This window comes from Microcoleus sp. Pol8_D6, from assembly GCF_036700965.1.
In the GTDB taxonomy this organism is placed as follows: Bacteria; Cyanobacteriota; Cyanobacteriia; order Cyanobacteriales; family Microcoleaceae; genus Microcoleus.
Map to the genome: position 1 here is coordinate 71624 of NZ_JAUBPW010000014.1, position 22498 is coordinate 94121.

Annotated in this window: 25 protein-coding genes; 11 read left to right on the forward strand and 14 right to left on the reverse strand. The window is 46.1% G+C overall.

Annotated features, from left to right (window positions below):
- Positions 1-341 precede the first annotated feature (341 nt).
- The gene (locus tag QUA10_RS08530; RefSeq protein ID WP_333081508.1) at positions 342-716 is read left to right on the forward strand and encodes a DUF3110 domain-containing protein; all 375 of its coding nucleotides are present in this window, start codon (positions 342-344) and stop codon (positions 714-716) included.
- 189 nt (positions 717-905) lie between these two features.
- Positions 906-1838: an N-acetylmuramic acid 6-phosphate etherase gene (murQ, locus tag QUA10_RS08535; protein ID WP_333081507.1), complete on the forward strand. Its 933-nt coding sequence runs from the start codon at positions 906-908 to the stop codon at positions 1836-1838.
- Between the two features lie 63 nt (positions 1839-1901).
- On the opposite strand, the gene QUA10_RS08540 is transcribed toward murQ, so the two are convergent.
- The 5 genes from QUA10_RS08540 to QUA10_RS08560 all read right to left on the reverse strand — a co-directional run bounded on the left by QUA10_RS08540 (position 1902) and on the right by QUA10_RS08560 (position 5664).
- A complete protein-coding gene (locus tag QUA10_RS08540; protein WP_333081506.1) occupies positions 1902-2432 on the reverse strand; it encodes an adenylate kinase in 531 nt (176 codons plus the stop codon).
- Between the two features lie 171 nt (positions 2433-2603).
- Positions 2604-3899, reverse strand: coding sequence for a CAP domain-containing protein (locus QUA10_RS08545; RefSeq protein ID WP_333081504.1), 1296 nt, complete (start codon positions 3897-3899; stop codon positions 2604-2606).
- A gap of 53 nt (positions 3900-3952) precedes the next feature.
- On the reverse strand, positions 3953-4144 hold the full coding sequence (locus tag QUA10_RS08550; RefSeq protein WP_333086220.1) for a hypothetical protein: 192 nt from the start codon (positions 4142-4144) through the stop codon (positions 3953-3955).
- A gap of 262 nt (positions 4145-4406) precedes the next feature.
- Positions 4407-5081, reverse strand: coding sequence for a phycobilisome degradation protein NblB (nblB, locus tag QUA10_RS08555; RefSeq protein ID WP_333081503.1), 675 nt, complete (start codon positions 5079-5081; stop codon positions 4407-4409).
- Between the two features lie 121 nt (positions 5082-5202).
- Positions 5203-5664: a CBS domain-containing protein gene (locus QUA10_RS08560; RefSeq protein WP_333081502.1), complete on the reverse strand. Its 462-nt coding sequence runs from the start codon at positions 5662-5664 to the stop codon at positions 5203-5205.
- 244 nt (positions 5665-5908) lie between these two features.
- On the opposite strand from QUA10_RS08560, the gene QUA10_RS08565 reads away from it, so the two are divergent.
- From QUA10_RS08565 to QUA10_RS08575, 3 genes are all read left to right on the forward strand, one after another.
- Positions 5909-6235, forward strand: coding sequence for a (2Fe-2S) ferredoxin domain-containing protein (locus tag QUA10_RS08565; protein WP_333081501.1), 327 nt, complete (start codon positions 5909-5911; stop codon positions 6233-6235).
- 81 nt (positions 6236-6316) lie between these two features.
- Positions 6317-7759 (forward strand): D-alanyl-D-alanine carboxypeptidase/D-alanyl-D-alanine endopeptidase, encoded by a 1443-nt coding sequence (dacB, locus tag QUA10_RS08570; RefSeq protein ID WP_445243558.1) that lies wholly within the window; start codon positions 6317-6319, stop codon positions 7757-7759.
- Between the two features lie 217 nt (positions 7760-7976).
- Positions 7977-8873 carry an alpha/beta hydrolase gene (locus tag QUA10_RS08575; protein WP_333066601.1) on the forward strand — a complete coding sequence of 299 codons (897 nt, stop codon included), beginning with the start codon at positions 7977-7979 and terminating at the stop codon, positions 8871-8873.
- Positions 8874-9022: 149 nt separating this feature from the next.
- Here the strand turns inward: QUA10_RS08575 and QUA10_RS08580 are convergent, their stop codons facing one another.
- The 3 genes from QUA10_RS08580 to QUA10_RS08590 form a co-directional block, all read right to left on the reverse strand.
- Positions 9023-9247, reverse strand: a complete 225-nt coding sequence (locus QUA10_RS08580) for a helix-turn-helix transcriptional regulator (RefSeq protein WP_333036912.1) — start codon at positions 9245-9247, stop codon at positions 9023-9025.
- 29 nt (positions 9248-9276) lie between these two features.
- Positions 9277-9444: a hypothetical protein gene (locus tag QUA10_RS08585; protein WP_333081499.1), complete on the reverse strand. Its 168-nt coding sequence runs from the start codon at positions 9442-9444 to the stop codon at positions 9277-9279.
- Between the two features lie 96 nt (positions 9445-9540).
- Positions 9541-9750 carry a hypothetical protein gene (locus QUA10_RS08590; protein ID WP_333081498.1) on the reverse strand — a complete coding sequence of 70 codons (210 nt, stop codon included), beginning with the start codon at positions 9748-9750 and terminating at the stop codon, positions 9541-9543.
- A 568-nt stretch (positions 9751-10318) separates the two neighbouring features.
- Here QUA10_RS08590 and QUA10_RS08595 point away from each other — a divergent pair.
- Positions 10319-11038, forward strand: a complete 720-nt coding sequence (locus tag QUA10_RS08595; protein WP_333081497.1) for a hypothetical protein — start codon at positions 10319-10321, stop codon at positions 11036-11038.
- A 546-nt stretch (positions 11039-11584) separates the two neighbouring features.
- Here QUA10_RS08595 and QUA10_RS08600 read toward each other — a convergent pair.
- The 3 genes from QUA10_RS08600 to recA all read right to left on the reverse strand — a co-directional run bounded on the left by QUA10_RS08600 (position 11585) and on the right by recA (position 13499).
- Complete coding sequence (locus tag QUA10_RS08600) at positions 11585-11851, reverse strand: Txe/YoeB family addiction module toxin (RefSeq protein ID WP_333081496.1); 267 nt, start codon at positions 11849-11851, stop codon at positions 11585-11587.
- Positions 11844-12098, reverse strand: a complete 255-nt coding sequence (locus QUA10_RS08605) for a type II toxin-antitoxin system prevent-host-death family antitoxin (protein ID WP_333081495.1) — start codon at positions 12096-12098, stop codon at positions 11844-11846. The genes QUA10_RS08600 and QUA10_RS08605 overlap by 8 nt, the downstream gene beginning before the upstream one ends.
- Positions 12099-12359: 261 nt before the next feature.
- Positions 12360-13499 carry a recombinase RecA gene (gene recA, locus QUA10_RS08610; protein ID WP_333081494.1) on the reverse strand — a complete coding sequence of 380 codons (1140 nt, stop codon included), beginning with the start codon at positions 13497-13499 and terminating at the stop codon, positions 12360-12362.
- A gap of 316 nt (positions 13500-13815) precedes the next feature.
- Here recA and QUA10_RS08615 point away from each other — a divergent pair, with 316 nt between their 5' ends.
- Positions 13816-15432: a glycosyltransferase family 39 protein gene (locus QUA10_RS08615; RefSeq protein ID WP_333081493.1), complete on the forward strand. Its 1617-nt coding sequence runs from the start codon at positions 13816-13818 to the stop codon at positions 15430-15432.
- Between the two features lie 451 nt (positions 15433-15883).
- A complete protein-coding gene (locus QUA10_RS08620) occupies positions 15884-17419 on the forward strand; it encodes a peptide ligase PGM1-related protein (protein ID WP_333081492.1) in 1536 nt (511 codons plus the stop codon).
- Positions 17420-17605: 186 nt separating this feature from the next.
- On the opposite strand, the gene lepB is transcribed toward QUA10_RS08620, so the two are convergent.
- Complete coding sequence (gene lepB / locus QUA10_RS08625) at positions 17606-18214, reverse strand: signal peptidase I (protein WP_333081491.1); 609 nt, start codon at positions 18212-18214, stop codon at positions 17606-17608.
- A gap of 89 nt (positions 18215-18303) precedes the next feature.
- On the opposite strand from lepB, the gene QUA10_RS08630 reads away from it, so the two are divergent.
- The 3 genes from QUA10_RS08630 to QUA10_RS29080 all read left to right on the forward strand — a co-directional run bounded on the left by QUA10_RS08630 (position 18304) and on the right by QUA10_RS29080 (position 20197).
- The gene (locus tag QUA10_RS08630) at positions 18304-19626 is read left to right on the forward strand and encodes a dihydroorotase (RefSeq protein WP_333081490.1); all 1323 of its coding nucleotides are present in this window, start codon (positions 18304-18306) and stop codon (positions 19624-19626) included.
- A gap of 91 nt (positions 19627-19717) precedes the next feature.
- Positions 19718-20029: a DUF433 domain-containing protein gene (locus QUA10_RS08635; protein WP_333081567.1), complete on the forward strand. Its 312-nt coding sequence runs from the start codon at positions 19718-19720 to the stop codon at positions 20027-20029.
- Between the two features lie 3 nt (positions 20030-20032).
- Positions 20033-20197, forward strand: coding sequence for a DUF5615 family PIN-like protein (locus QUA10_RS29080; protein ID WP_445243557.1), 165 nt, complete (start codon positions 20033-20035; stop codon positions 20195-20197).
- Positions 20198-20384: 187 nt separating this feature from the next.
- Here the strand turns inward: QUA10_RS29080 and tsaE are convergent, their stop codons facing one another.
- Positions 20385-20834, reverse strand: coding sequence for a tRNA (adenosine(37)-N6)-threonylcarbamoyltransferase complex ATPase subunit type 1 TsaE (tsaE, locus tag QUA10_RS08645; protein ID WP_333081489.1), 450 nt, complete (start codon positions 20832-20834; stop codon positions 20385-20387).
- A gap of 120 nt (positions 20835-20954) precedes the next feature.
- A complete protein-coding gene (locus QUA10_RS08650) occupies positions 20955-22355 on the reverse strand; it encodes a gluconeogenesis factor YvcK family protein (RefSeq protein ID WP_333081488.1) in 1401 nt (466 codons plus the stop codon).
- Positions 22356-22498: the final 143 nt, after the last annotated feature.

Genomic DNA, 22498 nt, shown 5'->3' on the forward strand with positions numbered 1-22498 from the left:
GTCGGAAGTGCCGATCCCGGGATCGATCGCAGGCAAAAGGCATGCCCCCACTCCAGAGTAGACTCCAGAAACCTTTACCGAACTTAATCAAAACACGCAACACCACCTAAAACCAAGTCCTCCAACTCCTCGAAATCCTCTAGATTCCCCCCGCAGTGCAGGATCGGTGGTCAAGCTAAAATCTAAAATATCAAACCAAGTAGTCCAAATGCCCCAACTCCTTTCGATCCCGCCGGTGCAGGATCGGTGGTCAATCTAAAATCTAAAATATAAAATTTAAAATCGGTTGCCCGATCGCTTCTAAGATAAAAAAACGGTGGTTAAGAAGGTCTTTAAAACTTATGCGAGTGTTCGTCTTACTCTTCAATGCCCGCACCGAGAATGAGGGAATTCATACCATTCAACTCGGCGATCGCAATAAAGTTCTGATGTTTGAGTCAGAAGACGACGCCACCCGCTTTGGCGTGATGTTGGAAGCTCAGGATTTCCCCGAGCCCACTGTCGAGGCGATCGACGAGGAGGAAATTAAGGAGTTCTGTGACAGTGTTGATTATGATTGGGAACTTGTGCCCGCGGGCGCGCTGGCTATTCCGCCAGAAGACAATGTAACACAGACTCAGTGGCAGCCGGAGTCAGAGCCCGAACCCGCACCTGATTCTGATGTTTCCCAAAACGAACTGGATTCTATTCGCCGCCGACTCGAAGGACTTTTGTAATAGGAAGTTCGGCAACGAGTAGTGTACGGGATTTAACGGATGGATATTGAGATTCGAGGTGAAGACGGAAAAGGGAACAAGGCAGGGCGGTTTCATTCTCAGGGAAATCATCGTTTTGTAGGGGTAGTGTCCCCGTGCCTACCCCCTCCACCGACTAGCCGACAACTGACAATTAACAACTAACAAAAAATGAAGAATTTGGAAGAACGGGGCCATCTGCTGACTGAACAGGTGAATGCCAACAGCGAGAATTTAGACCAACTCAGTTCGATCGAATTAGTGGACTTGTTCAACCGGGAAGACGCCCAAACCTTAAGCGCGATCGCCCACGCCCGCGAACAGTTAGCCCAAGCGATCGACATTGCAGCCGAGTCTCTGCGTCAAGGAGGTCGCCTGTTTTACGTCGGTGCGGGTACTTCCGGGCGTTTGGGGGTGCTCGATGCGGCCGAGTGTCCCCCCACCTTCTGCACGCCACCAGAACTCGTACAGGGCATAATTGCCGGGGGTGCGGGGGCTTTGGTGCGGAGTTCGGAGGATTTGGAGGATCGGGCTGAGGATGGGGCCGAGGCGATCGCCCACCGTCAAATTACCAATTTAGATGTAGTTGTCGGGATTACGGCTGGAGGTACGACGCCGTTTGTGGCGGGCGCTTTGCAGGCTGCTCGCCAGCGGGGGGCGAAGACTGTGTTTATGGCCTGCGTACCCGTCGAACAAGTGAATTTTGAGGCTGATGTTGATATTCGGTTGTTGGTTGGCCCGGAGGTAGTGGCGGGTTCGACGCGCTTGAAAGCCGGTACAGTCACAAAAATGGCTTTAAATATCATTTCGACTGGGGTAATGGTGAAGCTGGGCAAGGTTTACGGCAATCGAATGGTTGATGTGGCGGTGACTAATAAGAAATTGCGCGATCGGGCTGTGCGGATGTTGCAGGATTTGACTAATTTAAACCGGGATGAGGCGGGTTTTTTGCTCGAAAAAAGTGGCAAGTCGGTTAAATTAGCTTTGATGATGCACTGGACTAATTTGGAAAAGGAAGAGTGCGATCGAATTTTGGGCAAGTTTCAAGGCAATTTGCGATCGGCTGTGGCATCAATTAGTCAGTCATCAGTCATCAGTCATTAGTCATCAGTCATCAGTCATCAGTCATCAGTCAACAGTCATCAGTCAACAGTCATCAGTCAACAGTCAACAGTCATTAGCCATTTGCACTATGGATTCAAAAAATTGTGAAATCTCTTCAGTGGATCTGATGTGATAAACACTTTTGGTATTTTGAGCGCGATCGACATACTCGCGATATCTGGGAGTCAAGTACTTGTGACACAACCAAAGAACGCGGTAACTATTAATTGAACCCTTCAAGATAGGACTCTTTTCCGGCCAGCCTTCTGGCGGTATAAACTTACCTGTAATCAGCCGTTTAGTCACCCACCAGAAATGCACGTATAAGGGCAGATCAACAAAAACCAGACTATCTGCCTCGTTGAGTCGAAGCCAGACGGTTTCCATACAACCAAAACCGTCTATAATCCATCGGTTAGTAGCCAAAATTTTCTCATGGATCTGCTTATATTCTTCATTGGGAACCTCAGCGCCCCCAGATTGATATTTAATCTTATCCAAAGGGTAAAGTGGCAAACCAGTGATTTCTGATAATCTCTTGCTGAGAGTTGATTTACCGCCTCCAGCGTTGCCAAACACGGCTACTTTTTTCATAGTTACCCCTCTTAGTAATGATGCAAATTGTAACAACACTGTGGAGAATTGCTATAACAACTGAAGTAGTAGGGTGCGTCAGCTTCGACAATCTGGGCTACCCATCCAATCCCTACGAACTGACGCACCTTACAAGCTGCCTAAGTGAAATTTTACACTACCGATTCCCCGTTACCCATTCACAAAAACGCTCGATGTAAGCTGACTTTGACTTACACCCTGCACGATGCCCAAATAATTACTGCCAGACTTAATCGCCGTAGAAGCGACACTTGCACCTCCATCCAACTGCAAACTCACAGCTTCAAAAGTCAAGTTGGCAAACCCGATACCGTCCGTCAAACCAATGTTATCCCCAGCCCCAAAATCGACGATTACATCTGCACTTATTAAAGTAGCCGCCGCAGACAAACCTCCGGCCAAGATAAACGTATCATTTCCAGCACCGCCGGTCAGCATATCTTGACCGCGATCGCCCGCTAACAAATCGTCGCCGTTACCGCCAATTAAGATATCATCTTCTTTGCCACCGCGAATAGTATCGTTACCGTCAGATCCGATTAGTCGATCGTTATCGTTGTTGCCGCTGATAAAATCATTGCCAACACCGCCATCAATTGAATCCGATTCTTTGCCACCCGATAAGCTGTCATTGCCGCCTGCGCCATTAATTGTATCCGCACCTTGCATTCCATTAATGCTATCAGCAGCTTCTCCCCCCGTGATATTGTCTTTGCCGGAAAGGGCAAAAATTGGCAATCCCGCAGCATTTGTCGGTATTTGACTATCGGCACTATCTGAGAGGAAATAATTGCCGCCGCTGGCTGTATTTTTGGGTGCTGTAGTCGGGCTGCCGTCCCCTATAGCATTGGGTATTGGCGAAGTAATCGATACCAATGTGTTGGGAGTAGGTGTGGGAGTAGGCGTGGGAGTAGGTGTCGGTGTCGGTGCGGGATTGACACTACCGTCAAGAGAAGTCGCAAAAACTTGCGTCCAATAGTGATTGAAATTTTCTGTGCCAGTATCGTCGGCTAAGAAATAGTAACCGATGCCAATTTCTTTGAGATTGGGGTTAAGAATGTTAGCCCGGTGGCCGCTGCTGTTCATCCAAGATGATACAACTTGTTCGGGTGTAGAAGAACCCGCAGCAATATTTTCTGCTGCCGCTGAGAATTGATAGCCCGTTGTAGTAATGCGACTGGTGAATGACGAACCATCTTTTCCGGTATGCGAAAAGAAGTCTTGCAGTGCCATGTTTTGGCTGTGATTTTCCGCCGCATTTAGTAACTGAGTATTTAAGGTTAGCGGTGATAAACTCAATTGGCCGCGTTCGATGTTGGTAAGTTCTAAAACTCTATAAATAAAGTTTTGATTGGTGGTTGAAGTTGGGGCGAGTTGAGAGGCAGATCGCTCTCCTGTTAAAATGTCCGAGGACTGAGAAGCTGAATTTGGTAGTTGTTCAAGCATGGGGATGATCAACAGTTTTAAGACTTGGTTTTGCTGGTAGATGGCTTACCGTCTTAACGATAGTTTCCCCGATCGCTAGCTTGACACAATTCAATAATTGTGTTAATCCCTGCCGCTGCTGTATCTATTTTGATTATAGCTGTTGTCAAAGTGTGGATGTCAAGATGCCGACTCTGGTTGGGAAAGGGAAGAGTACGCTCGAATTTAAGGAGAGTTTCAAAGGAATGTGCGATCGCCCGTGGCATCAATACAATTTTAGATTTTAGATTTTAGATTTTAGATTTTTCCTGATTAGTAAGGTTTACGCTACGCAACCAGCCCGCTGGCTGGCTAGAAACCCGGTTTCTACGAGTTTTGCAGATAGGAACAAGAAATATAGGAAGAAACCGGGTTTCTGAAATATGTGTGCGATCGCGAACAGAGTTTTTAGTAGAATCTTCACAAAAAATTCTAAATTAATTCAAAATTCACAAGCGTGCAGGGTTGTTCGCGATCGCCAAAGCAATCTCAAGATTTCAAACTATTTTCTTGTCCGGCTTTAGCCTCCTGAGCAACTTGTTCAACCTCATCTTTGGCGAGAATTTCCAAAGCTGTCTGTGCTTCTGCACCGCCCAACCGCCCCAAAGCTTGGGCGACTCTGTAACGGATCTGCCAATCTGCATTGGAAGCGTAGGGAAGCAGCAGCGGCAGCGCCCGTTTATCTCCCAATTCACCTAATGCGCTGATGGCAATGGTTTGGATCAATTCGTTTTCAGAATTCAGGGCATTTTCTAACATCGGAAAGGCTTTCGGATCTCCCATTTCTCCCAAAGCCGCGACGATGCTCAGTTGCACCAGCCATTCAGAGGTACTGCTATAAACTTGCTGCAAATCATCTAAAGCATCGGTTAATTTCAATGCGCCCAAAGCATCGGCTGCTGCTGCTTGCACGTCGGGTTCGGGGTCGTTATTCAAGCTGTTTCGCAGTACCTCTAAAGCGTTCGCCAGATTCTGCGTGCCGAGGGTTGATAATTGGCTGACTGCTGCGTAGCGAACCCGGACGTTTTTGTCGCCGATCGCAATTTGAATCAGTTTATAGGCGATCGCGGGTTCTAGTTGCCGCAGTTGGTTGACTGCTCGCAGTCTTTCGCCAAAATCCTCGGAATTCAGCAATTGTTCGACAGACTCAGGGGTAATGCTCATCGGATTTTAGATTTTAGATTTGAGATTTGAGATTTGGTAATTGGTAATTGCCAAAAGCGAGCGAGATTTAAGGAGCGATCGACTCATTTTCTGATACAGTCCTGGAACTGCAACAGTTAATTTAAGATTCGGCAGCCATCGCTCGGATAATATCTCCCCTAGTGAGGATGCCGATTACTTTGCCTGCAGTATCAAGCACTGGCAATCGATGGATGCTGCGATCATGCATCAGTTTGGCAGCTTCTTGGACAGATTTGTCGGGCCCGATGGTAACTGGGTCTGTACTCATCGCTTCTCCTACTGTTTGTCCTAAAGCTTTGTGGAGTTCTCGCTCGTAACGAGAGGGATTTTCCAAATAAATTACGCTGTCGAGCACCATGATATAAGCGGGCGGAGTTACGCCGGTTTCCCGCCACATCAAGTCGGTTTCGGAGATGACTCCTACCAACAAGTCATTCTCATCTACGACGGGAAGACCGCTAATGCGTCGATCGGCTAAAATTTTAATCGCTTCGTTCAAGGGCATTTCGGGTCGCGCCAAAATCGGCTCGCGGCTCATTACATCGGCTACTGTTTTTGGCATGATTAGCGGTTGATTGAGTTATCTCTCCTTATCGATCATATAGGCAAAGCGTGACACAGACTGAAGAAAGGCAGCTCTGCTGAAAGGATTGGTTTGAAGGTAGTAAAGAAGGAAAAAGTTTGAATGCCAGAATTTTGCTGTTTTTTCGATCGCACTATAAAATTCTGCCGTTTGCCGGACTCCAGCGGGCGATCGGTCTGACAAGATTGTTAAGATATCTTAAAGAGCGGATAAATCCTTACCAATGCCAGAATCTCCAGCCCGAGAACCAGACTCCCAACCAGAAGCGCGCTGTGTATTGGTTTGCCAGTATCAATCTTGCCTGAAAAATGGTTCAGCAGCAGTGCTAGCTGCTTTTGAAGCTCAACAAGTTGCCGGGGTGAAAGTGGAGGCCTGTAGTTGTCAGGGACAGTGTACCACTGGCCCGACTGTACGAGTTACCCCAGACGAAATTTGGTATTGTCGAGTTAAACCGAGTGATGTACTGTTAATTGTGGAAGATCACCTCAAAGGGGGAAAACCTGTAGAGGCGCTGTTCAATCCGAGAATTCATGCGCGTTATTATTATTAATATTGACTTGATTCGGTGAAACTTCCAATATCGGGCGCATCTAATTTTAATAGTTATTGTTAAGGAACTGGCACTTTGAAAATCCAAGGAATTGCGCTTAGTTTGTTAGTCCTAATTCTGGGGCGTGCGTCGGCGGTTGCTGCTCAAACATCGGCGGTTGCTGGGGATATTTGTCCTGGGGAATTGGGGGCGCAAGTAGATGCGATCGCCAATCGTCCCGAATTTAGTCGATCGCGCTGGGGCATTTTGATTCAACCTCTATCTTCTACTACTACTCTCTACAGCCGCGACGCCCAAAAATTTTTTATTCCAGCATCAAATGCAAAGCTGCTAACTACAGCCGCTGCTTTGCAGAAACTCGGTGCAGATTTTCGGATTAAGACATCGGTTTACAGCGGCGAAAATGGAAGTTTGTACGTTGCTGGCAGGGGAGATCCGAGCATTGCTGAGGCTCAGTTGAAATCTTTGGCGCAGCAGTTGAAGCAGCGGGGAATCAGTCAAGTTAACCAGTTGATTGGCGATGACAGCTATTTTCAAGGCAGTGCAGTTAATCCGAATTGGGAATGGGAAGACGCGCAAGCTGGCTACGGAGCGCCAATTAACAGTTTAATTTTCAATCAAAACGCGATCGACCTTCTCTTGTCCCCGCAGGCTCTGGGGCAACCTCTGAAAGTTACTTTTGCCGAACCAAAGCTGGCAAATCAGTGGCAACTTCAGAACAATACTGTTACCGTAGCTCAAAACGAATCTGAGTTTATTGAAGTTGGCCGGGAGTTCGATCGACCTATAATTCGAGTGGGCGGACAGTTGAAAGTGGGTGCCGAACCTGAATCAGCTTATGTCGCCGTTGTCAACCCCGCTAATAATTTTTTGCAGTATTTTCAACAAGCCCTGGTGGCTGAGGGAATTCCTGTTAAACAGAGTTTAGTTGCATCGGCTTCTCGCAATTTAAATCAAGAATTAGCGACCGTTGAATCGCCGCCGCTGGCCCAATTGGTGAGAGAAACTAATCGCGAAAGCAACAATCTTTATGCAGAAGTTTTATTGAGATTGCTGGGAAAAGTTACAGACAAGATGCCTCTGCCGCAAGAGGATACAGGTGAAAGCGGTTTGAAAGAGTTAAAAACAGTTTTAACTCAATTAGGAGTAAATCCAAACAGCTACATATTAGCCGACGGTTCCGGCTTGTCTCGGCACAATTTAATTACTCCAGAAGCCTTGGTGGAAACTTTGAGATTGATGGCTAATTCACCTGCTGCATCGATTTACCGCCAGTCACTGTCGATCGCTGGCGAGAGCGGGACTTTGAAAAATCGCTTTAATAATACACCAAATCGCGTAATTTTGCAAGGAAAAACAGGAACTATGAGCGGAGTTTCGGCGCTGTCGGGATATATCGAAGTTCCGAATTACGAGCCGCTGGTGTTTAGCATTATCGTCAATCAATCTGACCTATCGACTGCAAAAATGCGATCGGCAACGGACGAAATTGTGCTATTATTGAATCGCCTGCGTCGCTGTTAAAACAATACATTTAAGGTAAAAAACGTGGGTTCAGTAGTTACGCCTAAAAAACCGGACACCCAACAACCCTACAAGTTTTAAGTTTCATTAGATTGCAGCGGCGGGGATCGAAAAGCAGCTACAATAAAAGTAGAAAAATTAACACCATTGGGACGTTTTAGCCTGCTACCAGTCGGCGGGTTCTGTACTTCCCGAAAATAAGTCTAACTTTCCAACTATGAATTCTTTCGATTCCGAACAGCAACACATCTTTGTCGAAACCAATAACATCCGCCTGCACTGCGTTTCTCAAGGAGAAGGCGAGCTTGTTCTTCTCCTGCATGGGTTTCCAGAGTTTTGGTACTCTTGGCGTCATCAAATCCCTGCTTTAGCGCGTCATTTCAAGGTAGTAGTGCCGGATTTGCGGGGCTACAACGATTCCGACAAGCCGGAAAGCGGCTATGATTTAGATACGCTGAGCGCCGATATTCGCGGTTTGATTGCGAGCCTCGGTTATACAAAAGCTCACGTTGTAGGTCATGATTGGGGAGGGGCGATTGCGTGGCACTTAGCTCAAAAATTCCCCGAACAACTCAACCGCTTGGCAATTTTAAACGCTCCGCACCCGCAGCGATTCGTGCAGGAAATGGCGAGCAATTTAGATCAAATTCGCCGCAGTTGGTACGTTTTGGCGTTTCAGGTTCCCGGCATTCCCGAATGGTTGATCCGGCAAAACTTGAAAGATTTTGTTCACAATGTTTTCCAAGGACAAGCTGTTCGCAAAGGATCTTTTAGCGCTGAGGAAACTAAGATTTATCAGACTGCTTTAGAAAAGCCGGGAGTATTAGCCGCCGCTATCAATTATTACCGCCAGATGTTTCACCCGCAGAGGCTTTGGAATTTGGCGGAGAAATTAGAACCTGTGACAGTACCTACTTTGGTGCTTTGGGGAGAAGAAGATGCGTTTTTGAGCCACAAACTTGTAGAAGGTTTAGACAGATTAATTACTGCTCCGTTTAAGTTGAAATTAGTTCCTCACTGTGGTCACTGGATTCAGCAGGAAGCGCCGCAAACTGTGAATCGAGAATTGCTGAGTTTTCTGAGAAATTCTTCTCGTTCTGTGGCTTTGGCATAGAGGGTTTTAAACATTGCAAATGAAAACCCGGTTTTACAGCTAAACCGGGTTTTCATCTGTCTAGGGATAGGTGTTTTTTAGGGTGCGTCGTGCCTAGAGTTTCTGGATTACCAGAGAATTCAAGCTAGCTGACGCACCCTACTTATTTATTAGTCCCAGAGCAAATTTTCTTGGATCAGCAGTGCAATCATCGCAGTTCTGGAACAAACACCGAGTTTGATAAAAATCCGCCTCACGTAAGTAGCAACCGTCCAGTGACTGATATTTAAATTTTTGGCAATACATTTGTTGGGCAGCCCTTGGGCTACTAATTGTGCGATCGCTCTTTCCCGTGGACTCAGGCTAATTTCCGGTTTGTAACTTTTGCTTTGCATACTTTTGCAGTGAGGTAACGAGTTAAAATCTAATCAATTAAGGGTTGAATTCCGAGTTTTTCTCGAACTTCAGATAAAGGAGTTTCCCAATCAGATGCAACGTCCCAATTAATTAACCGAGTGGCTAATTTTCCGTGTTTTAAGCCTTTGATAATTTGTCCGATCGCGCATTTGCCGCTGATCAGTCCAACTAACACTAAAATCGCACAAGAAGGAAGAAATACTTGATCACGAGTAAACGCTTGAAGTATAAATTCATCTTCTGTTGAAGCTGAAAGACCAGTCAGAACCCGTTAAACGTCGTGGTTTCGCTGAATCCAGTCTCCCGATGCGATCGGCTCAAAGCCTTGTTCGTCTAGAAATCGCGCCACTTCGCACCCTAATGTTCCTGCTGGCAGTTGGCGCAATTTTGCCAAGTCTAATTCAAAGTGTCGAGCGCTCTCAATTTGAGGATTAATGGTTTGAGCCATCTTTAATATAACTCCTAATTGACCGTCAGCCATAATTTATTATCCATTCAACAATGATTTAAGTTTCGAGCAAATTAATTTGTGTTGGTCAAGTTCATTTTTGCGCTGAATCAAGACTACTTTTTTTACCGACTCCGCTTAAAAATCGTACTTTCTGTCAAACCAATCGGCGATCAGGAGCTTTTACATTTCTTTACAAGCATTCTTAGATTGGAAATCTGCTACCTGTAAAAATCGCCCTAGTGTTTGTAATCGCAACTTGACCCACCGGGGAGTAGCCGTAAAATCCACAGTATTTAGCGGTGATTGGAACTCCCTTACTTACGTATATAAATTTATTCTGCTGCTAATTATTGGAACTTGCAATGAGTCAGAAGTGGAAGCTTGTAGGCATCGTGATGCAAGTGCATACAAGTGAAGAGAGTGGAAGGGAGCTGAAGCAAGGTGAAGTTATGCAGAGTTGATGCCGGGGATAGTCCGCACGCAGGGTAAAACGAGTGCGCTGTCGCTCAAATGAGTGTCACTCATTTGAGCGACTGGTCAAGTATTTTCACCAACAGCTATAAATAAAGTAGAGATTCATATCATACAAGGTGTTGCTGTGAAAAAACTTTCCATTTTGTTATCCACAGGAGTTGTGTCATTAATTTGGTGTGCTGCTGCTAGCGCTACCACTTATGTTAATCCTAACGGTAAAACTACTTTAAACTTGTCAGAAAAAGGAAACAATCGCAGCGGTTTTTACTTGACCAAAGTAGGCAATCGGGAATTTTTGGGCAATATTCAAATTACCCGTTCCGAAGGAGCAGCAGGCTCTTACTATTACAATGGGACTTTCAAAGACAGTGCGACAGGCCCTGGCCGAAAAATTGTTTGTTCTGGAGATATTGCCATTGTCAGGCGTCAAGTTGGAAGAAGCAGCCAATTGGGAGCCGAAGTTACTTGGAAGGTGAAAGCAGGAGAAAATTGTCCTTCTATTGGCCAGACATTTAAAGTAAATTTAGTCGAAGCTTTACCGCGTCCTAATGCAAGTGGCGACTATACTTCTAGCAATGCTAATACTTGGTCGAGTCCAACAAATGGTTTTGTAACTTGGCCTGCTTGGCGAGTCACCTCGCGAGATGGACAACTCAACTGTCGCAAGACCGCAAACGGAGCAATTCAACAAGTTTACCGCGCGGATAAAGATACAGTTGCTGCTGAACTCAGGGGAGCAAATGCTATTACGATGGCGAACGGTCAACCCTGGTTGCTCACAAGACAAGGCTGTTATGTGCGCGCTAATTCTCAATACATTCAGCCAGTTTCTATGCCTGAATAAGTGATCGTAAGTAGGGACCATCTCAATGAAAGCAGCCAAGCCCAAAATTGGAGTTTTGAGGCCAGAGGCAGAAGGCAGAAGGCAGGAGCCAGAAGAAGTATTTTTACAAATATGAGAGGCTCCCAGTTCCGCTGTCAGAGCCACGCGGCTGACCAAAAGACATGAATCCAGTTTAGAAGGAGTATTTTGAAAACAATTCTGTTGGGATAAGCTGTTGTGGATTTAAATTGTATGTCAAAAAACAATAAAACAATGAGTGGGGTGGGCGTCCCGCCCGCCTCGAATATGCAATTTAAATAAAAAGTCCGCGTTATTTTGTGGCTTCACTACTAAACCATCGATCACTGCATAACAATTGCCATGTAAAGGAGTACCCCCTCATCCCTGTTTATCCTGCAAAAGTTACATAGCGTGACAAAAGTTACGCTCGCCGGTTAAATAGAAACTCGCTATCGTCATAAAATTAAAATTAAACTGATCAAAAAAACGCCGACTTTCCTGTTAAACACAAACGCCGCACCATAGCTAAGCAGACCAAGGAGGATGTCAATCATAATAGTGGTATCGACAAGAGATAATCGTTAGATACTCGTCATCCACAACATAAACTAATCGATTCGTATCATCAATTCGCCGCGACCAAAAACCAGCCAGATTCTCCCTCAGTAGTTCGGGCTTTCCGATCCCCTCAAACGGCAATCGGATTGTTGCCTCAATTAGCTTGTTAATTCGTTTTAAGGTTTTCTTATCTTGCCCTTTCCAATATAAATAATCGCCCCAAGCCTCATCCGTCCATGCTAACTTTCTAGTCATCCAACAAATTTTGCTCTACCACTTTCCCCTGCTTAAAGTGAGCGATAGAACGCTCCAAATGGGCAGCATTGGTGGGGGATTTGAGTAAATGAACTGTTTCCAGCAAGCTATTAAAGAACTCTAGCGACATCACCACGGCATCCTCCGCATCTCGTCTAGTGATGATGGTATAGTCCGTATCTTCCACTACTCTGTCTAAAACAGCCTTGAGGTTATTTCTCGCTTCGCTAAAAGAAACAATATTCATGTACTTGACACTTGTACTACTTACTGTACAAGTATAGCAATCCGCAATATATTCGGCAATCCCGATCTCATATCATGTCCGGTCAATTTACTGGTTCTATGGCTGGAGCCTGGGAACCGATACCTAGAGGAAGAGCCTCGCGAGCGAAAATTAAATTCGAGGCTCTAGGTAGCTGTGGAGTGTTACTTTCGCTCCAGCCTGGTAACGAGTAAACAATCAGTAAACAACCAGTAAACGAGTAATAATTGAGGACTAAAAAACTTAGATTTCTTCGTCCAAACCATCTACATCATCTACCTCATCATTTACATCATCTACATCATCTACATCATCTACATCATCTACCTCAATAGGAGCGACAGAATTAGCAGAAACCAGAGCACCTGTCTCAAGTTTCTTTTTAACTAGCTCCTCAATTTCATTTTTGAAATCGATGTTTTTCTCCATGTGCTGGATCACTTTGTCTCGTCCTTGAGCTATGTTCTCTCCGTTGTAGCTATACCAAGAACCTTTTTTCAGAATTACTCCCATTTCGTCGGCCAAGTCAGTCAGACAGCCTAAAGTAGAAATGCCTTTGCCAAATACAATGTCAAATTCGGCAATGCGGAAAGGCGGAGCAACTTTATTTTTAGCAACTTTAACTTTCGTGCGGTTGCCGTATTCTTCGGTACCTTTTTTCAAGCTTTGAATGCGGCGAATGTCGAGCCGCACGCTGGCGTAGAATTTGAGTGCGTTACCGCCGGTTGTGGTTTCCGGGTTGCCGTAAGTTATGCCGATTTTCTGCCGCAATTGGTTGAGAAAGATGACGGTACAGCCGGATTTGCCGATATTGCCGGTGATTTTCCGCAAAGCTTGACTCATCAAGCGCGCTTGCAAACCCATGTGGGAGTCGCCCATGTCGCCTTCGATTTCGGCGCGGGGGACGAGGGCGGCTACGGAGTCAATTACTACGATATCGACGGCGACGGAACGGACGAGTTGATCGACTATTTCTAGGGCCATTTCGCCGGTATCCGGCTGGGAAACTAAGAGATTTTCAATATCGACGCCTAAAGCTGAGGCGTAGGTGGGATCGAGGGCGTGTTCGGCATCGACGAAGGCTGCGATACCGCCGGATTTTTGGACTTCGGCGATGGCGTGGAGAGCTAGAGTGGTTTTACCGGAACTTTCCGGGCCGTAAATTTCAATAACTCGACCTTTTGGCAAACCGCCGCCCAAAGCAATGTCTAGTGTCAGGGCTCCGGTGGGAATGGTTTCTACCCTCATGCGAGTGGAGTCTCCCAATCGGACGATCGCCCCTTTGCCAAAGCTGCGCTCGATTTGGGAGAGTACGGAAGTTAGAGCTTTTTGCTTTTCTGAGTTTTCAGTGGAAGTTTTTATAGACGCTTCTTTTTTTGCCATTTGCGGTACGCGGGTAGACCCCTTGCGGAGCTTGTTGATTAACTGTACAACACGTATGTTAGCAGTTATTTTTGGGGTCTGGAGGTTCTGGGAGCATTTGGTTGAAGATTCTTGATTTTGGGGTGGTTCAGCCTGCTCCCGCCTTCAGAATGCCCAAGATGTAGAAGATATTTAACTGGTTCCCAGACTCTGTCTGGGAACCGATGTAAGCGAGGCTCTGCCTCGAAAAGCTTACATTAAAATTGGAGGCAGAGCCTTCGGATCTGTGTTACCAGGCAGAGCCTGGTAACAAGTAATCGCCACAATTAGGACAAGCATGGCATCTACAACACATCAAGACATATCTGTCAATAGTAAAAATTCCCGCTGGTTGATTAACTTATTGGCGATCGGCATTTTACTTGGTATCGGATTTCGGTTTTTTGAGATCGATCGCAAACTGTACTGGCACGACGAAGCTTACACATCAATCCGCGCCGCTGGTTTCACCCGCCAAGAAATTGACGACGAACTATTCCAAAACCGGATTTTTCCCGCACCAGAATTGCAAAAATATCAGCGGATTAAACCGGGAAGTACAGAAGTAGACACCATTCGTTCTTTGGCACTAGAAGACCCGCAGCATCCGCCTTTATACTTTCTCATGGCTCGTTGGTGGATGCAGCAATTTGGCAGTTCTCTAACAGCATCTCGCAGTTTGCCAGCACTATTAAGTTTGCTGTCGCTGCCTTTGATGTACGCTTTAGCTCAGGAACTTTTCGCCTCGAATTTGGCTGCGTTATTAGCAACAGCACTTTTGGCTTTATCTCCCTTTGACATCTTGTTTGCTCAGACCGCAAGGCAGTACAGTTTGCTGACAGCCACAGTGATTGGGAGCAGTTGGCTGCTGCTGAGAGCAGTGCGGTTGCGGGATTGGCAAAATTGGGTATTTTACTCGCTGGCGATCGCCCTTGGTTTCTACACTCATCCTTTCTTCAGTTTAACACTCATTGGACACGGAGTTTTTATAATTTCTTACTGGTTGTTTGTCAAAAAAACAAAATTGCCCGGTCACGTAACTAATTCCCAATTTTTCTTAGCAGTAACAGCAGCTTTAATATTGTATATCCCCTGGATTTACGTGCTGGCGACCAACCTGGGACGAGCATCAGCTACGACAGATTGGACGCGAGTATCTCCGGGTTGGCTGTATCTTGTCAAATTGTGGACACTCAGCTTTACAGCTTTATTTTTTGACTTCGACTTCGGGTTTGATAATATTTGGACTTATCTGCTGAGATTGCCATTTTTGCTGTTATTTGCGGCAGCCCTTTACACAATCTGCCGCCGCACTAGCAGTTCAACTTGGGTGTTTATTGTAACATCAATTTTTGTACCTTTTTTGCTCCTGGCTTTACCGGATCTGATCCTAGGTGGCAAACGTTCGGCAGTCAGCCGTTATCTGATTTCGTGCTTTCCGGCAGTGCAGCTAGCAGTTGCTTACTTGCTCGCCAGTAACGTGAAAACTCAGCAGCGGTTTTGGCAAGTCATTTTAGGCTTGGTATTTACAGCAAGTATAGCCTCTTGTACAGTTAGCGCTTTTTCTGATACTTGGTGGAGCAAAGACTTGAGCTATTTTAATGCTGAAGTTGCGAAAATTATTAACAAAGAGGCGATAGCTAATCGATCGATTAAAGATACAATTGTAATTAGTGATCGTGGCAACGATTTTACTAACATGGGAGATTTGCTGTCTCTAAGTTATTTGCTCGACAAAGACGTGCGGCTGATGCTGCTGAGCCAGTCGCCAGATATGGAGATGCTGAACAAATATTCGGCTCCCCTAGTGTTCCGCCCTTCGGAAAAATTGCGATCGGCTCTCAAGCAAAATCAACGCCGCTTAGAGCCAATATTGCAGTATGCCCGACTTTTTCGAGCGTGGCGAGCTTCTTAGAGCAATTCTGAAAAGTAGCTGTAGGGACACTCCAAGAGCCCAAGGCGTGTCAACTTAACGTCAAACCTAGTTAGAGACGGCTGTTTGACTATTAAGGCCAGATCCCCCCTAGCGAGCGGGCGGGCACGGGGGCACCGCCCCTACGAAGGGGGGAGAGGAAGCCTCTTTAAGTCCCCCTTCTTAAGGGGGATTTAGGGGGATCTGGACTCAGGTAAAAACGAGATTTATCAAGGCTTTCAAGCTTAAGTTGACACCTATGGGCATTGCCGTCTCCGGCGCCGGGATTCGGGACATGGCAAGGCCTAAGTCCCTACTGTTCGTTTTAATAATTGGTATAAGATTTAGAATTGTAGTCAGACAAAAAAACTCTGTCAGTTGTCTCAAGTATTGGGGCTGACACACCCGACATCATCATCAGCAATAATTATTTGAATACTTAGGATAAAAAGCAATGCAAGAGTTAAATAAATCATCTTCCGAATCCGCGCAGAAGTTTCGCAATCTTCAGACAGAATTACGCGAGCGTTGGCGAGCGATAGAAGAATTCGACAGCGGAGATTGTGACATTATTATCATTCCTTCTGTCAGCTTAGATCAGCAAGAAATGCGGAAAATTGAGGGTGCTTACCACTACGAAGAGCGACATTTATTTTCATTGATTCGCCTGCGAAATCCCCACACGCGCTTAATTTACATTACCTCGGAGCCATTGCACCCGATGATTGTGGATTATTACCTGCAATTGCTGCCGGGAATTCCGTTTTCTCACGCGCGCGATCGGCTTTTGCTGTTCAGTGCTTACGATGCTTCTGCCAAATCCCTCACCCAGAAAATTTTAGAGCGCCCCCGCTTGATGGAGCGCATTCGTCAAGCAGTACGGCCGAAAAAATCTTATATGGTTTGTTATAACTCGACGCCCTTAGAACGCGAGTTATCTGTTCAATTGGGGATTCCTTTGTGGGCCAGCGATCCCGATCTGTTATACTGGGGAACAAAAAGCGGTAGCAGGCAAATTTTCCAAGAATGTGGCGTGCCTTATCCTGACGGTTCCGAGTTGGTTTGGAATGCGGAAGATTTAGCAGAAGCTGCCGCTCAATTGTGGGAACGGCAGCCACATTTGCAGCGGATCGTAATTAAGTTAAATGAAGGTTTTTCGGGGGAAGGGAATGCAATTTTAGACCTGAAGTCCCTCGCAGGTAAAGCGCCTACAGAAAGAGCAAAGGCAATTGGCGAGCACTTCCATAATTTACGCTTTCAATCCAAAGGCGAAACCTGGGACAACTTTAGCAGCCGCATTCCCGAATTAGGGGCAATTGCCGAAGCATTTATCGAAGGAGAAGAAAAGTTCTCCCCCAGCGTTCAAGGCAGAATTATTCCCAGCAGCGAAGTAGAAATCCTCTCCACTCACGACCAGATTTTAGGAGGCCCAGACGGCCAAATTTTCTTGGGTTGCCGATTTCCGGCGGACGAATCTTACCGGCTGGCGTTGCAAGAATTGGGATGGAAAGTCGGGCAAAACTTAGCTAAAAAAGGCGCTTTAGAAAGATTTGGAGTAGATTTTCTCGCTGTAAAGCAATCCGACGGGAAATGGGATCTTCAAGCAATAGAAATTAACTTACGTAAAGGAGGCACAACTCATCCGTTTATGGCTTTGAAGCTGTTAACAAACGGTCGTTACGAGCGTACTACCGGATTATTTTACAGCCAGCAGGGCCGTCCGAAATATTATGTCGCTTCGGACAATTTGAAAAAAGAGCGCTATCGGGGATTATTACCGAACGATTTGATGGATATTATTGCTGACAATCAACTGCACTTTGACAGCGGTACAGAGACGGGCAGTGTGTTTCATTTAATGGGTTGTTTGTCGGAGTTTGGCAAATTGGGAGTGACGAGTATAGGCAATTCGCCGCAACAAGCTGAGGAGATGTATAACAAAGTTGTGAAAGTTCTCGATCGCGAAACGCCAGGCGATTTTAAATATTAGATTTTAGATTTTAGAATTGATCCAGCCAGTCAGCTTAGAGCCCCGACTTCTTCAAGAAGTCGGGGCTCTAATATCCTTAGCGTTTTGTATAGCAAACGATAAGACGATTAGGATGTTCTTAATCACCCAAATCATTGCTATTATTGAATGGGCTTTTTTGCTTCTTCCTTCTTCCTTCCGTTAGAGCTAATTTTTAGCGGGATAAAGGGGCGTGGGGTCGATCGAACCTGTGCGGTTGAGTGGCCAAAAACGCACAATTGCCCTACCGATGATATTTTGCTTGGGTACAAAGCCCCAATAATGACTGTCACAGCTTGCGTTGCGGTTGTCCCCGAGTACCAAGTAAGAATTTGGAGCTACAACTACAGGCCCGTAGGGATACTGCGGAATTTCTTCAATATATTTTTCCTGTAGCGGCTGCTTGTTAATAAAAACTTTTCCTTCTCTGACTTCCACACTGTCCCCCGGCAGTCCGATCACTCGCTTGATATAGGCATCTTTGATCGGTGGCGGCTGTCCCGTGCACAAACTAGCCGGATCGGGAGGCATAAATACAATAATATCTCCTCGCTGGGGCTCTTGGAATCGATAGCTCACCTTATCTATAATTAATCGATCGTTAATTTGTAAGGTTGGGAGCATCGAGCCGGTGGGAATGTAGCGTGCTTCGGCAACCAGGGTGCGGATACCAAAGGCTAAAAATGCTGCTAAGCCGATCGTCTTAATTCCTTCGATCCAAGGATTTTCGGTGTCTTGCGGAGGTTTTTCGTCGGCTGACTTGTCTAGACGAGTCATAGTGTATTGTAGTGACTGAGCTGGATACGAATTATAAACTTAATAATGCTTCCATGCTAGCACGCTGTTTACTCAATTAATGATATCTTATGACTCCCGAATCAAGTTTGTTAATCCGTCGCGCTCGCATTCTTTTGCCCAACGGTGAGTTTTTGGTAGGAGATGTGCAAATCTGCGATCGCAAAATTGTCAAGGTTGCTGCGGAAATTGTCGAATCTGGCGATCGAGAAATAGATGCGAAAGGCTTAACTCTGTTACCCGGAGTAATTGATCCCCAGGTACACTTCCGCGAACCGGGTTTAGAACACAAGGAAGACTTATTTACCGCTAGCTGTGCTTGCGCTAAAGGCGGCGTGACATCGTTTCTGGAAATGCCGAATACGCGACCGCTGACCACCACCCAAGCTGCCTTAGATGATAAACTAAGTCGCGCTGCCGAGAAGTGTTTGGTGAATTACGGCTTTTTTATTGGTGCAACGCCAGAGAATTTGCCGGATTTGTTGACTGCGAATCCAACTCCCGGAATTAAGGTGTTTATGGGTTCGATGCACGGTCAGCTTTTGGTCGATGGAGAAGCAACTTTAGAGGCGATTTTTGCTGCAGGCGATCGACTAATTGCGGTACACGCAGAAGACCAAGCTAGAATCAACCAGAGGCGTCAGGAATTTGCCGGGATTTCCGATGTTGCCGTGCACTCGCAAATTCAAGACAATCAAGCAGCTTTATTGGCAACTCAACTAGCAGTAAAACTTTCTAATAAATATCAGCGGCGACTGCACATTCTGCACCTTTCAACGGGGGATGAAGCTGAGTTTTTACGCCAGGAAAAACCGAGTTGGGTGACAGCCGAAGTTACGCCCCAGCATTTGTTGTTAAATACCAGCGCCTATCAAAAAATTGGCAGTTTAGCTCAGATGAATCCGCCTTTGCGCGAGCCCCGCGATAACGAAATACTTTGGCAAGCTTTACTCGACGGGGTAATTGATTTTATCGCCACCGACCACGCGCCGCATACATTAGCAGAAAAAGCTCAAGAATATCCAAATACGCCGTCGGGAATGCCCGGAGTCGAAACTTCTTTGCCTTTGATGCTGACGCAAGCAGTAGAGGGAAGATGTACAGTTGCTCAAGTTGCTAATTGGATGTCGGCGGCTGTTGCTAAGGCTTATAAGATTCCGAACAAAGGGGCGATTGCTCCGGGTTTTGACGCCGATTTAGTCTTAGTTGATTTGGAGAACTACCGCCCGGTGATCGGAGCAGAGATGGCGAGCAAGTGTGGCTGGAGTTCCTTTGAAGGTTGGAGTTTGACTGGATGGCCCGTTGTGACTGTTGTGGGAGGAAAAGTTGTGTTTGAGAATGGTAAATTGGATACAAATGTGAGGGGAGAAGCCTTGACATTTGACGCTGATTAAGCATGGATTTAACTCAAGTGTTATAATTGGGTATTCCTGCATCGCAAAGGCGATTTTAGTCATGCTTCTCCAATAACTAAAAACACAACTCCTGGCCTTAACTCCGACTGAGAAAGCTGAAGCCATCCGGCTTTTAACTCAAAGTTTAAACAATAGCTGGCCTGGAATTACCAAAACTCCCGACGTGTGTGGTGGCGATGCTTGCATTGCCAAAACTAGACTTCCCGTTTGGCTGTTCGTGAGTTTACGTCGTCAAGGTTCAAGCGATGCTGAACTTCTAGAATTTTATCCCCAGTTGAATGCTGCAAACTTAGTAAATGTCTGGACTTATGCTGAGGCTAACTCAGAAGAAATTGAAACAGCACTCCGAGAAGAAGCAGCAGCAATGATGCAGGAAGTATAATTTATAGCACGTTTCTATGCAGATGAACAGTTCCCGTTTCCTGTTGTGGCATTGCTGCGAAATTTTGGTCACGATGCCCTGACTATTCAAGAGGCAGGAAATGCAGGAGATGATGACCCCGAAGTATTAGCCTTTGCTGTGAATAACGATCGGGCGGTTATGACGTAAAATCGTCGGCATTTCATTCCCTTGCATACTCAAGAACCAAATCATGCTGCTATTATCGTGTGTACACACGATAAAAATCTAGAAAGGTTGGCAACAGGCATCAATGATGCTATTGCTGGTGAGGAAACTTTGAGGGGGAAATTGATTCGAGTCAACCGTCCGACGCAGTAAGTTCGATCGCCTTTTCTCAAACTTCCAATTGCCAATCCAATAAGTCGCCATTACCAATTACTTCAGCTTGCCGCCAGTTATCTAGATAACTCAAAGAAATTTGCAAATAATTTTCTGGCTTGTACTGCAATCTTTCCGCCCATTCGATCGCCACAATTCCCAAATCCATTTCTAACCCGTCCCAATAACTTTCTAAGTGCAAAGCCTCCACTTCTGCGGGTTCTAGTCGATATAAATCTAGATGATAGAGCGGAACTCGCCCTTCAAAATACTCGTTAATCAGCGTAAAAGTAGGACTCTCAACCGAGTCTGATATTCCTAAACCTTCAGCAATGCCTTGAACCAAAGTAGTTTTGCCCGCACCTAAATCTCCTTGTAATAAGATTAGAGTGCCGGCGGGGAGCGATCGACCTAACGCAACACCAAACTTGCGCGTAGCCTCAGAATCGGGAAGCAAAGTTTTCATTTCAATAGTTAGTCATTAGTCATTTATTATTTGTTATGTGTTATTTGTTATTTGTTACTCGCTGGCGGCTGCCAATAACCAATAACCAATAATATTAGTCAACAGTCAACAGTCAGCAGCTTAAATGTTGTGTGCGCGGCCGTACCAACGCAGCAACATACCCGCCAACCTTTGAGAATTGTGGCGAATTAAACCCGTATTTTTATCTTCATCCATCACATTTGCGATGACAATTCGCCGCCCCAATTGCGTTACGGCTTCTCGATCGAGCACAACCGGATAAGAATTCTCCTGAGAATAGCGGATCAAAGCCTTTGCAGAAGGGACTTTGCCTTGAACTACTACAGCATCGAACAGGGGCCGGCCGCAAGCGCGATCGATCGCCCGAATGTGGTCTGCAACACTGTATCCGTCGGTTTCCCCCGGCTGAGTCATAATATTGCACACATAAATGCGCGGAACTTCGCTGTTGGCGATCGCATCAGCAATTTCCGGCACCAACAAATTCGGAATAACACTCGTATAAAGACTCCCCGGCCCAATAATGATAAAGTCCGCTTCCCGAAGTGCTTGGGCCACCTTCGGTAACGCCGGAGGATTAGCAGGAGTGCAGCCTATTCTGAGGATTTTTCCGTTAGCTTTTGTAATGCTGGACTCCCCCTCAATCCTGCGGCCGTCAGCCAGTTCTGCCCACAAAGAAACGTCGCTCAGAGTAGCCGGCAGCACCTCTCCCCTCACTGCTAAAACTTTAGAACTCGCAGCGATCGCCTGTTCCAAATCTCCAGCAATATCGCTCATCGCCGTCAAAAACAAATTCCCAAAACTGTGACCCATCAAACCGTCACCGGCCTGAAAGCGATATTGAAATAACTCAGTCAATAACTTTTCCTCATCTGCCAAAGCCGCCAAACAATTGCGAATGTCTCCGGGCGGCAATACCCCTATTTCCCGCCGCAGCCGCCCGGAAGACCCCCCATCATCCGCCACCGTGACAATAGCAGTGATTTTGGCACTGTAATCCTTCAATCCCCTGAGCAAATTAGAAAGGCCCGTACCGCCCCCAATTGCCACAATTTTCGGGCCGCGGTGCAAGCGGCGGTGGTTGAGAAGTCGATCGACCAATTCCTCATTCCCTTCGGGCATCAGCACTTGAGTAATAGAGTTCAAACTGCGAGTTTGCCCCCACAGAATTAACAAAATCCCGCCAGCAATGATGATCGGCCCCGACACGTAATTGGGAATAACTTCCGCAATCCACGCCAAAAAATTTCTCAACAATTGCAATAAGAAGAAAATGGGAGTCATCCCAGTCCAAATTGCTAAACCCAAAGTGGCAAGTACCACGCCGCTGGCACTGATCAGCAGCCACCGTTTCACTAACAGCCCGGGGGCTAACCACTTAAACCACTGGTGAACTCGGCCGTTCCGCAAAGAAGGGGGGTAAGGATTTCTGGATTGGGCAAAAACCTGCTTGGCTTTAGCCAAGACACGGAGAGCTTTAGGAAGTGAACTAATTGACATGGTTAATTAGTCTTAATGGTATTGGAACAGCTCGATCTGACAAATTTACAATACAAGAGAGTTTTGATTTGCCAGTCAATTTTAGTTATTAGTCATTAATCATTAGTCAGGAGTCATTAGTCATTAGGTAGACTGAGGACTGA

What these genes read in the sequence shown, in the direction of transcription:
- QUA10_RS08650 (WP_333081488.1), bottom strand. Translation starts at nt 22,355, where the DNA reads ATGTCAATTAGTTCACTTCCTAAAGCTCTCCGTGTCTTGGCTAAAGCC.
- QUA10_RS08540 (WP_333081506.1), bottom strand. Translation starts at nt 2,432, where the DNA reads ATGAAAAAAGTAGCCGTGTTTGGCAACGCTGGAGGCGGTAAATCAACT.
- QUA10_RS08575 (WP_333066601.1), top strand. Translation starts at nt 7,977, where the DNA reads ATGAATTCTTTCGATTCCGAACAGCAACACATCTTTGTCGAAACCAAT.
- QUA10_RS08615 (WP_333081493.1), top strand. Translation starts at nt 13,816, where the DNA reads ATGGCATCTACAACACATCAAGACATATCTGTCAATAGTAAAAATTCC.
- lepB (WP_333081491.1), bottom strand. Translation starts at nt 18,214, where the DNA reads ATGACTCGTCTAGACAAGTCAGCCGACGAAAAACCTCCGCAAGACACC.
- QUA10_RS08550 (WP_333086220.1), bottom strand. Translation starts at nt 4,144, where the DNA reads ATGCCACGGGCGATCGCACATTCCTTTGAAACTCTCCTTAAATTCGAG.
- QUA10_RS08560 (WP_333081502.1), bottom strand. Translation starts at nt 5,664, where the DNA reads ATGCCAAAAACAGTAGCCGATGTAATGAGCCGCGAGCCGATTTTGGCG.
- QUA10_RS08630 (WP_333081490.1), top strand. Translation starts at nt 18,304, where the DNA reads ATGACTCCCGAATCAAGTTTGTTAATCCGTCGCGCTCGCATTCTTTTG.
- tsaE (WP_333081489.1), bottom strand. Translation starts at nt 20,834, where the DNA reads ATGAAAACTTTGCTTCCCGATTCTGAGGCTACGCGCAAGTTTGGTGTT.
- QUA10_RS08600 (WP_333081496.1), bottom strand. Translation starts at nt 11,851, where the DNA reads ATGACTAGAAAGTTAGCATGGACGGATGAGGCTTGGGGCGATTATTTA.
- nblB (WP_333081503.1), bottom strand. Translation starts at nt 5,081, where the DNA reads ATGAGCATTACCCCTGAGTCTGTCGAACAATTGCTGAATTCCGAGGAT.
- QUA10_RS08590 (WP_333081498.1), bottom strand. Translation starts at nt 9,750, where the DNA reads ATGGCTGACGGTCAATTAGGAGTTATATTAAAGATGGCTCAAACCATT.
- QUA10_RS08530 (WP_333081508.1), top strand. Translation starts at nt 342, where the DNA reads ATGCGAGTGTTCGTCTTACTCTTCAATGCCCGCACCGAGAATGAGGGA.
- QUA10_RS08545 (WP_333081504.1), bottom strand. Translation starts at nt 3,899, where the DNA reads ATGCTTGAACAACTACCAAATTCAGCTTCTCAGTCCTCGGACATTTTA.
- QUA10_RS08605 (WP_333081495.1), bottom strand. Translation starts at nt 12,098, where the DNA reads ATGAATATTGTTTCTTTTAGCGAAGCGAGAAATAACCTCAAGGCTGTT.
- QUA10_RS08565 (WP_333081501.1), top strand. Translation starts at nt 5,909, where the DNA reads ATGCCAGAATCTCCAGCCCGAGAACCAGACTCCCAACCAGAAGCGCGC.
- recA (WP_333081494.1), bottom strand. Translation starts at nt 13,499, where the DNA reads ATGGCAAAAAAAGAAGCGTCTATAAAAACTTCCACTGAAAACTCAGAA.
- QUA10_RS08620 (WP_333081492.1), top strand. Translation starts at nt 15,884, where the DNA reads ATGCAAGAGTTAAATAAATCATCTTCCGAATCCGCGCAGAAGTTTCGC.
- QUA10_RS08580 (WP_333036912.1), bottom strand. Translation starts at nt 9,247, where the DNA reads ATGCAAAGCAAAAGTTACAAACCGGAAATTAGCCTGAGTCCACGGGAA.
- murQ (WP_333081507.1), top strand. Translation starts at nt 906, where the DNA reads ATGAAGAATTTGGAAGAACGGGGCCATCTGCTGACTGAACAGGTGAAT.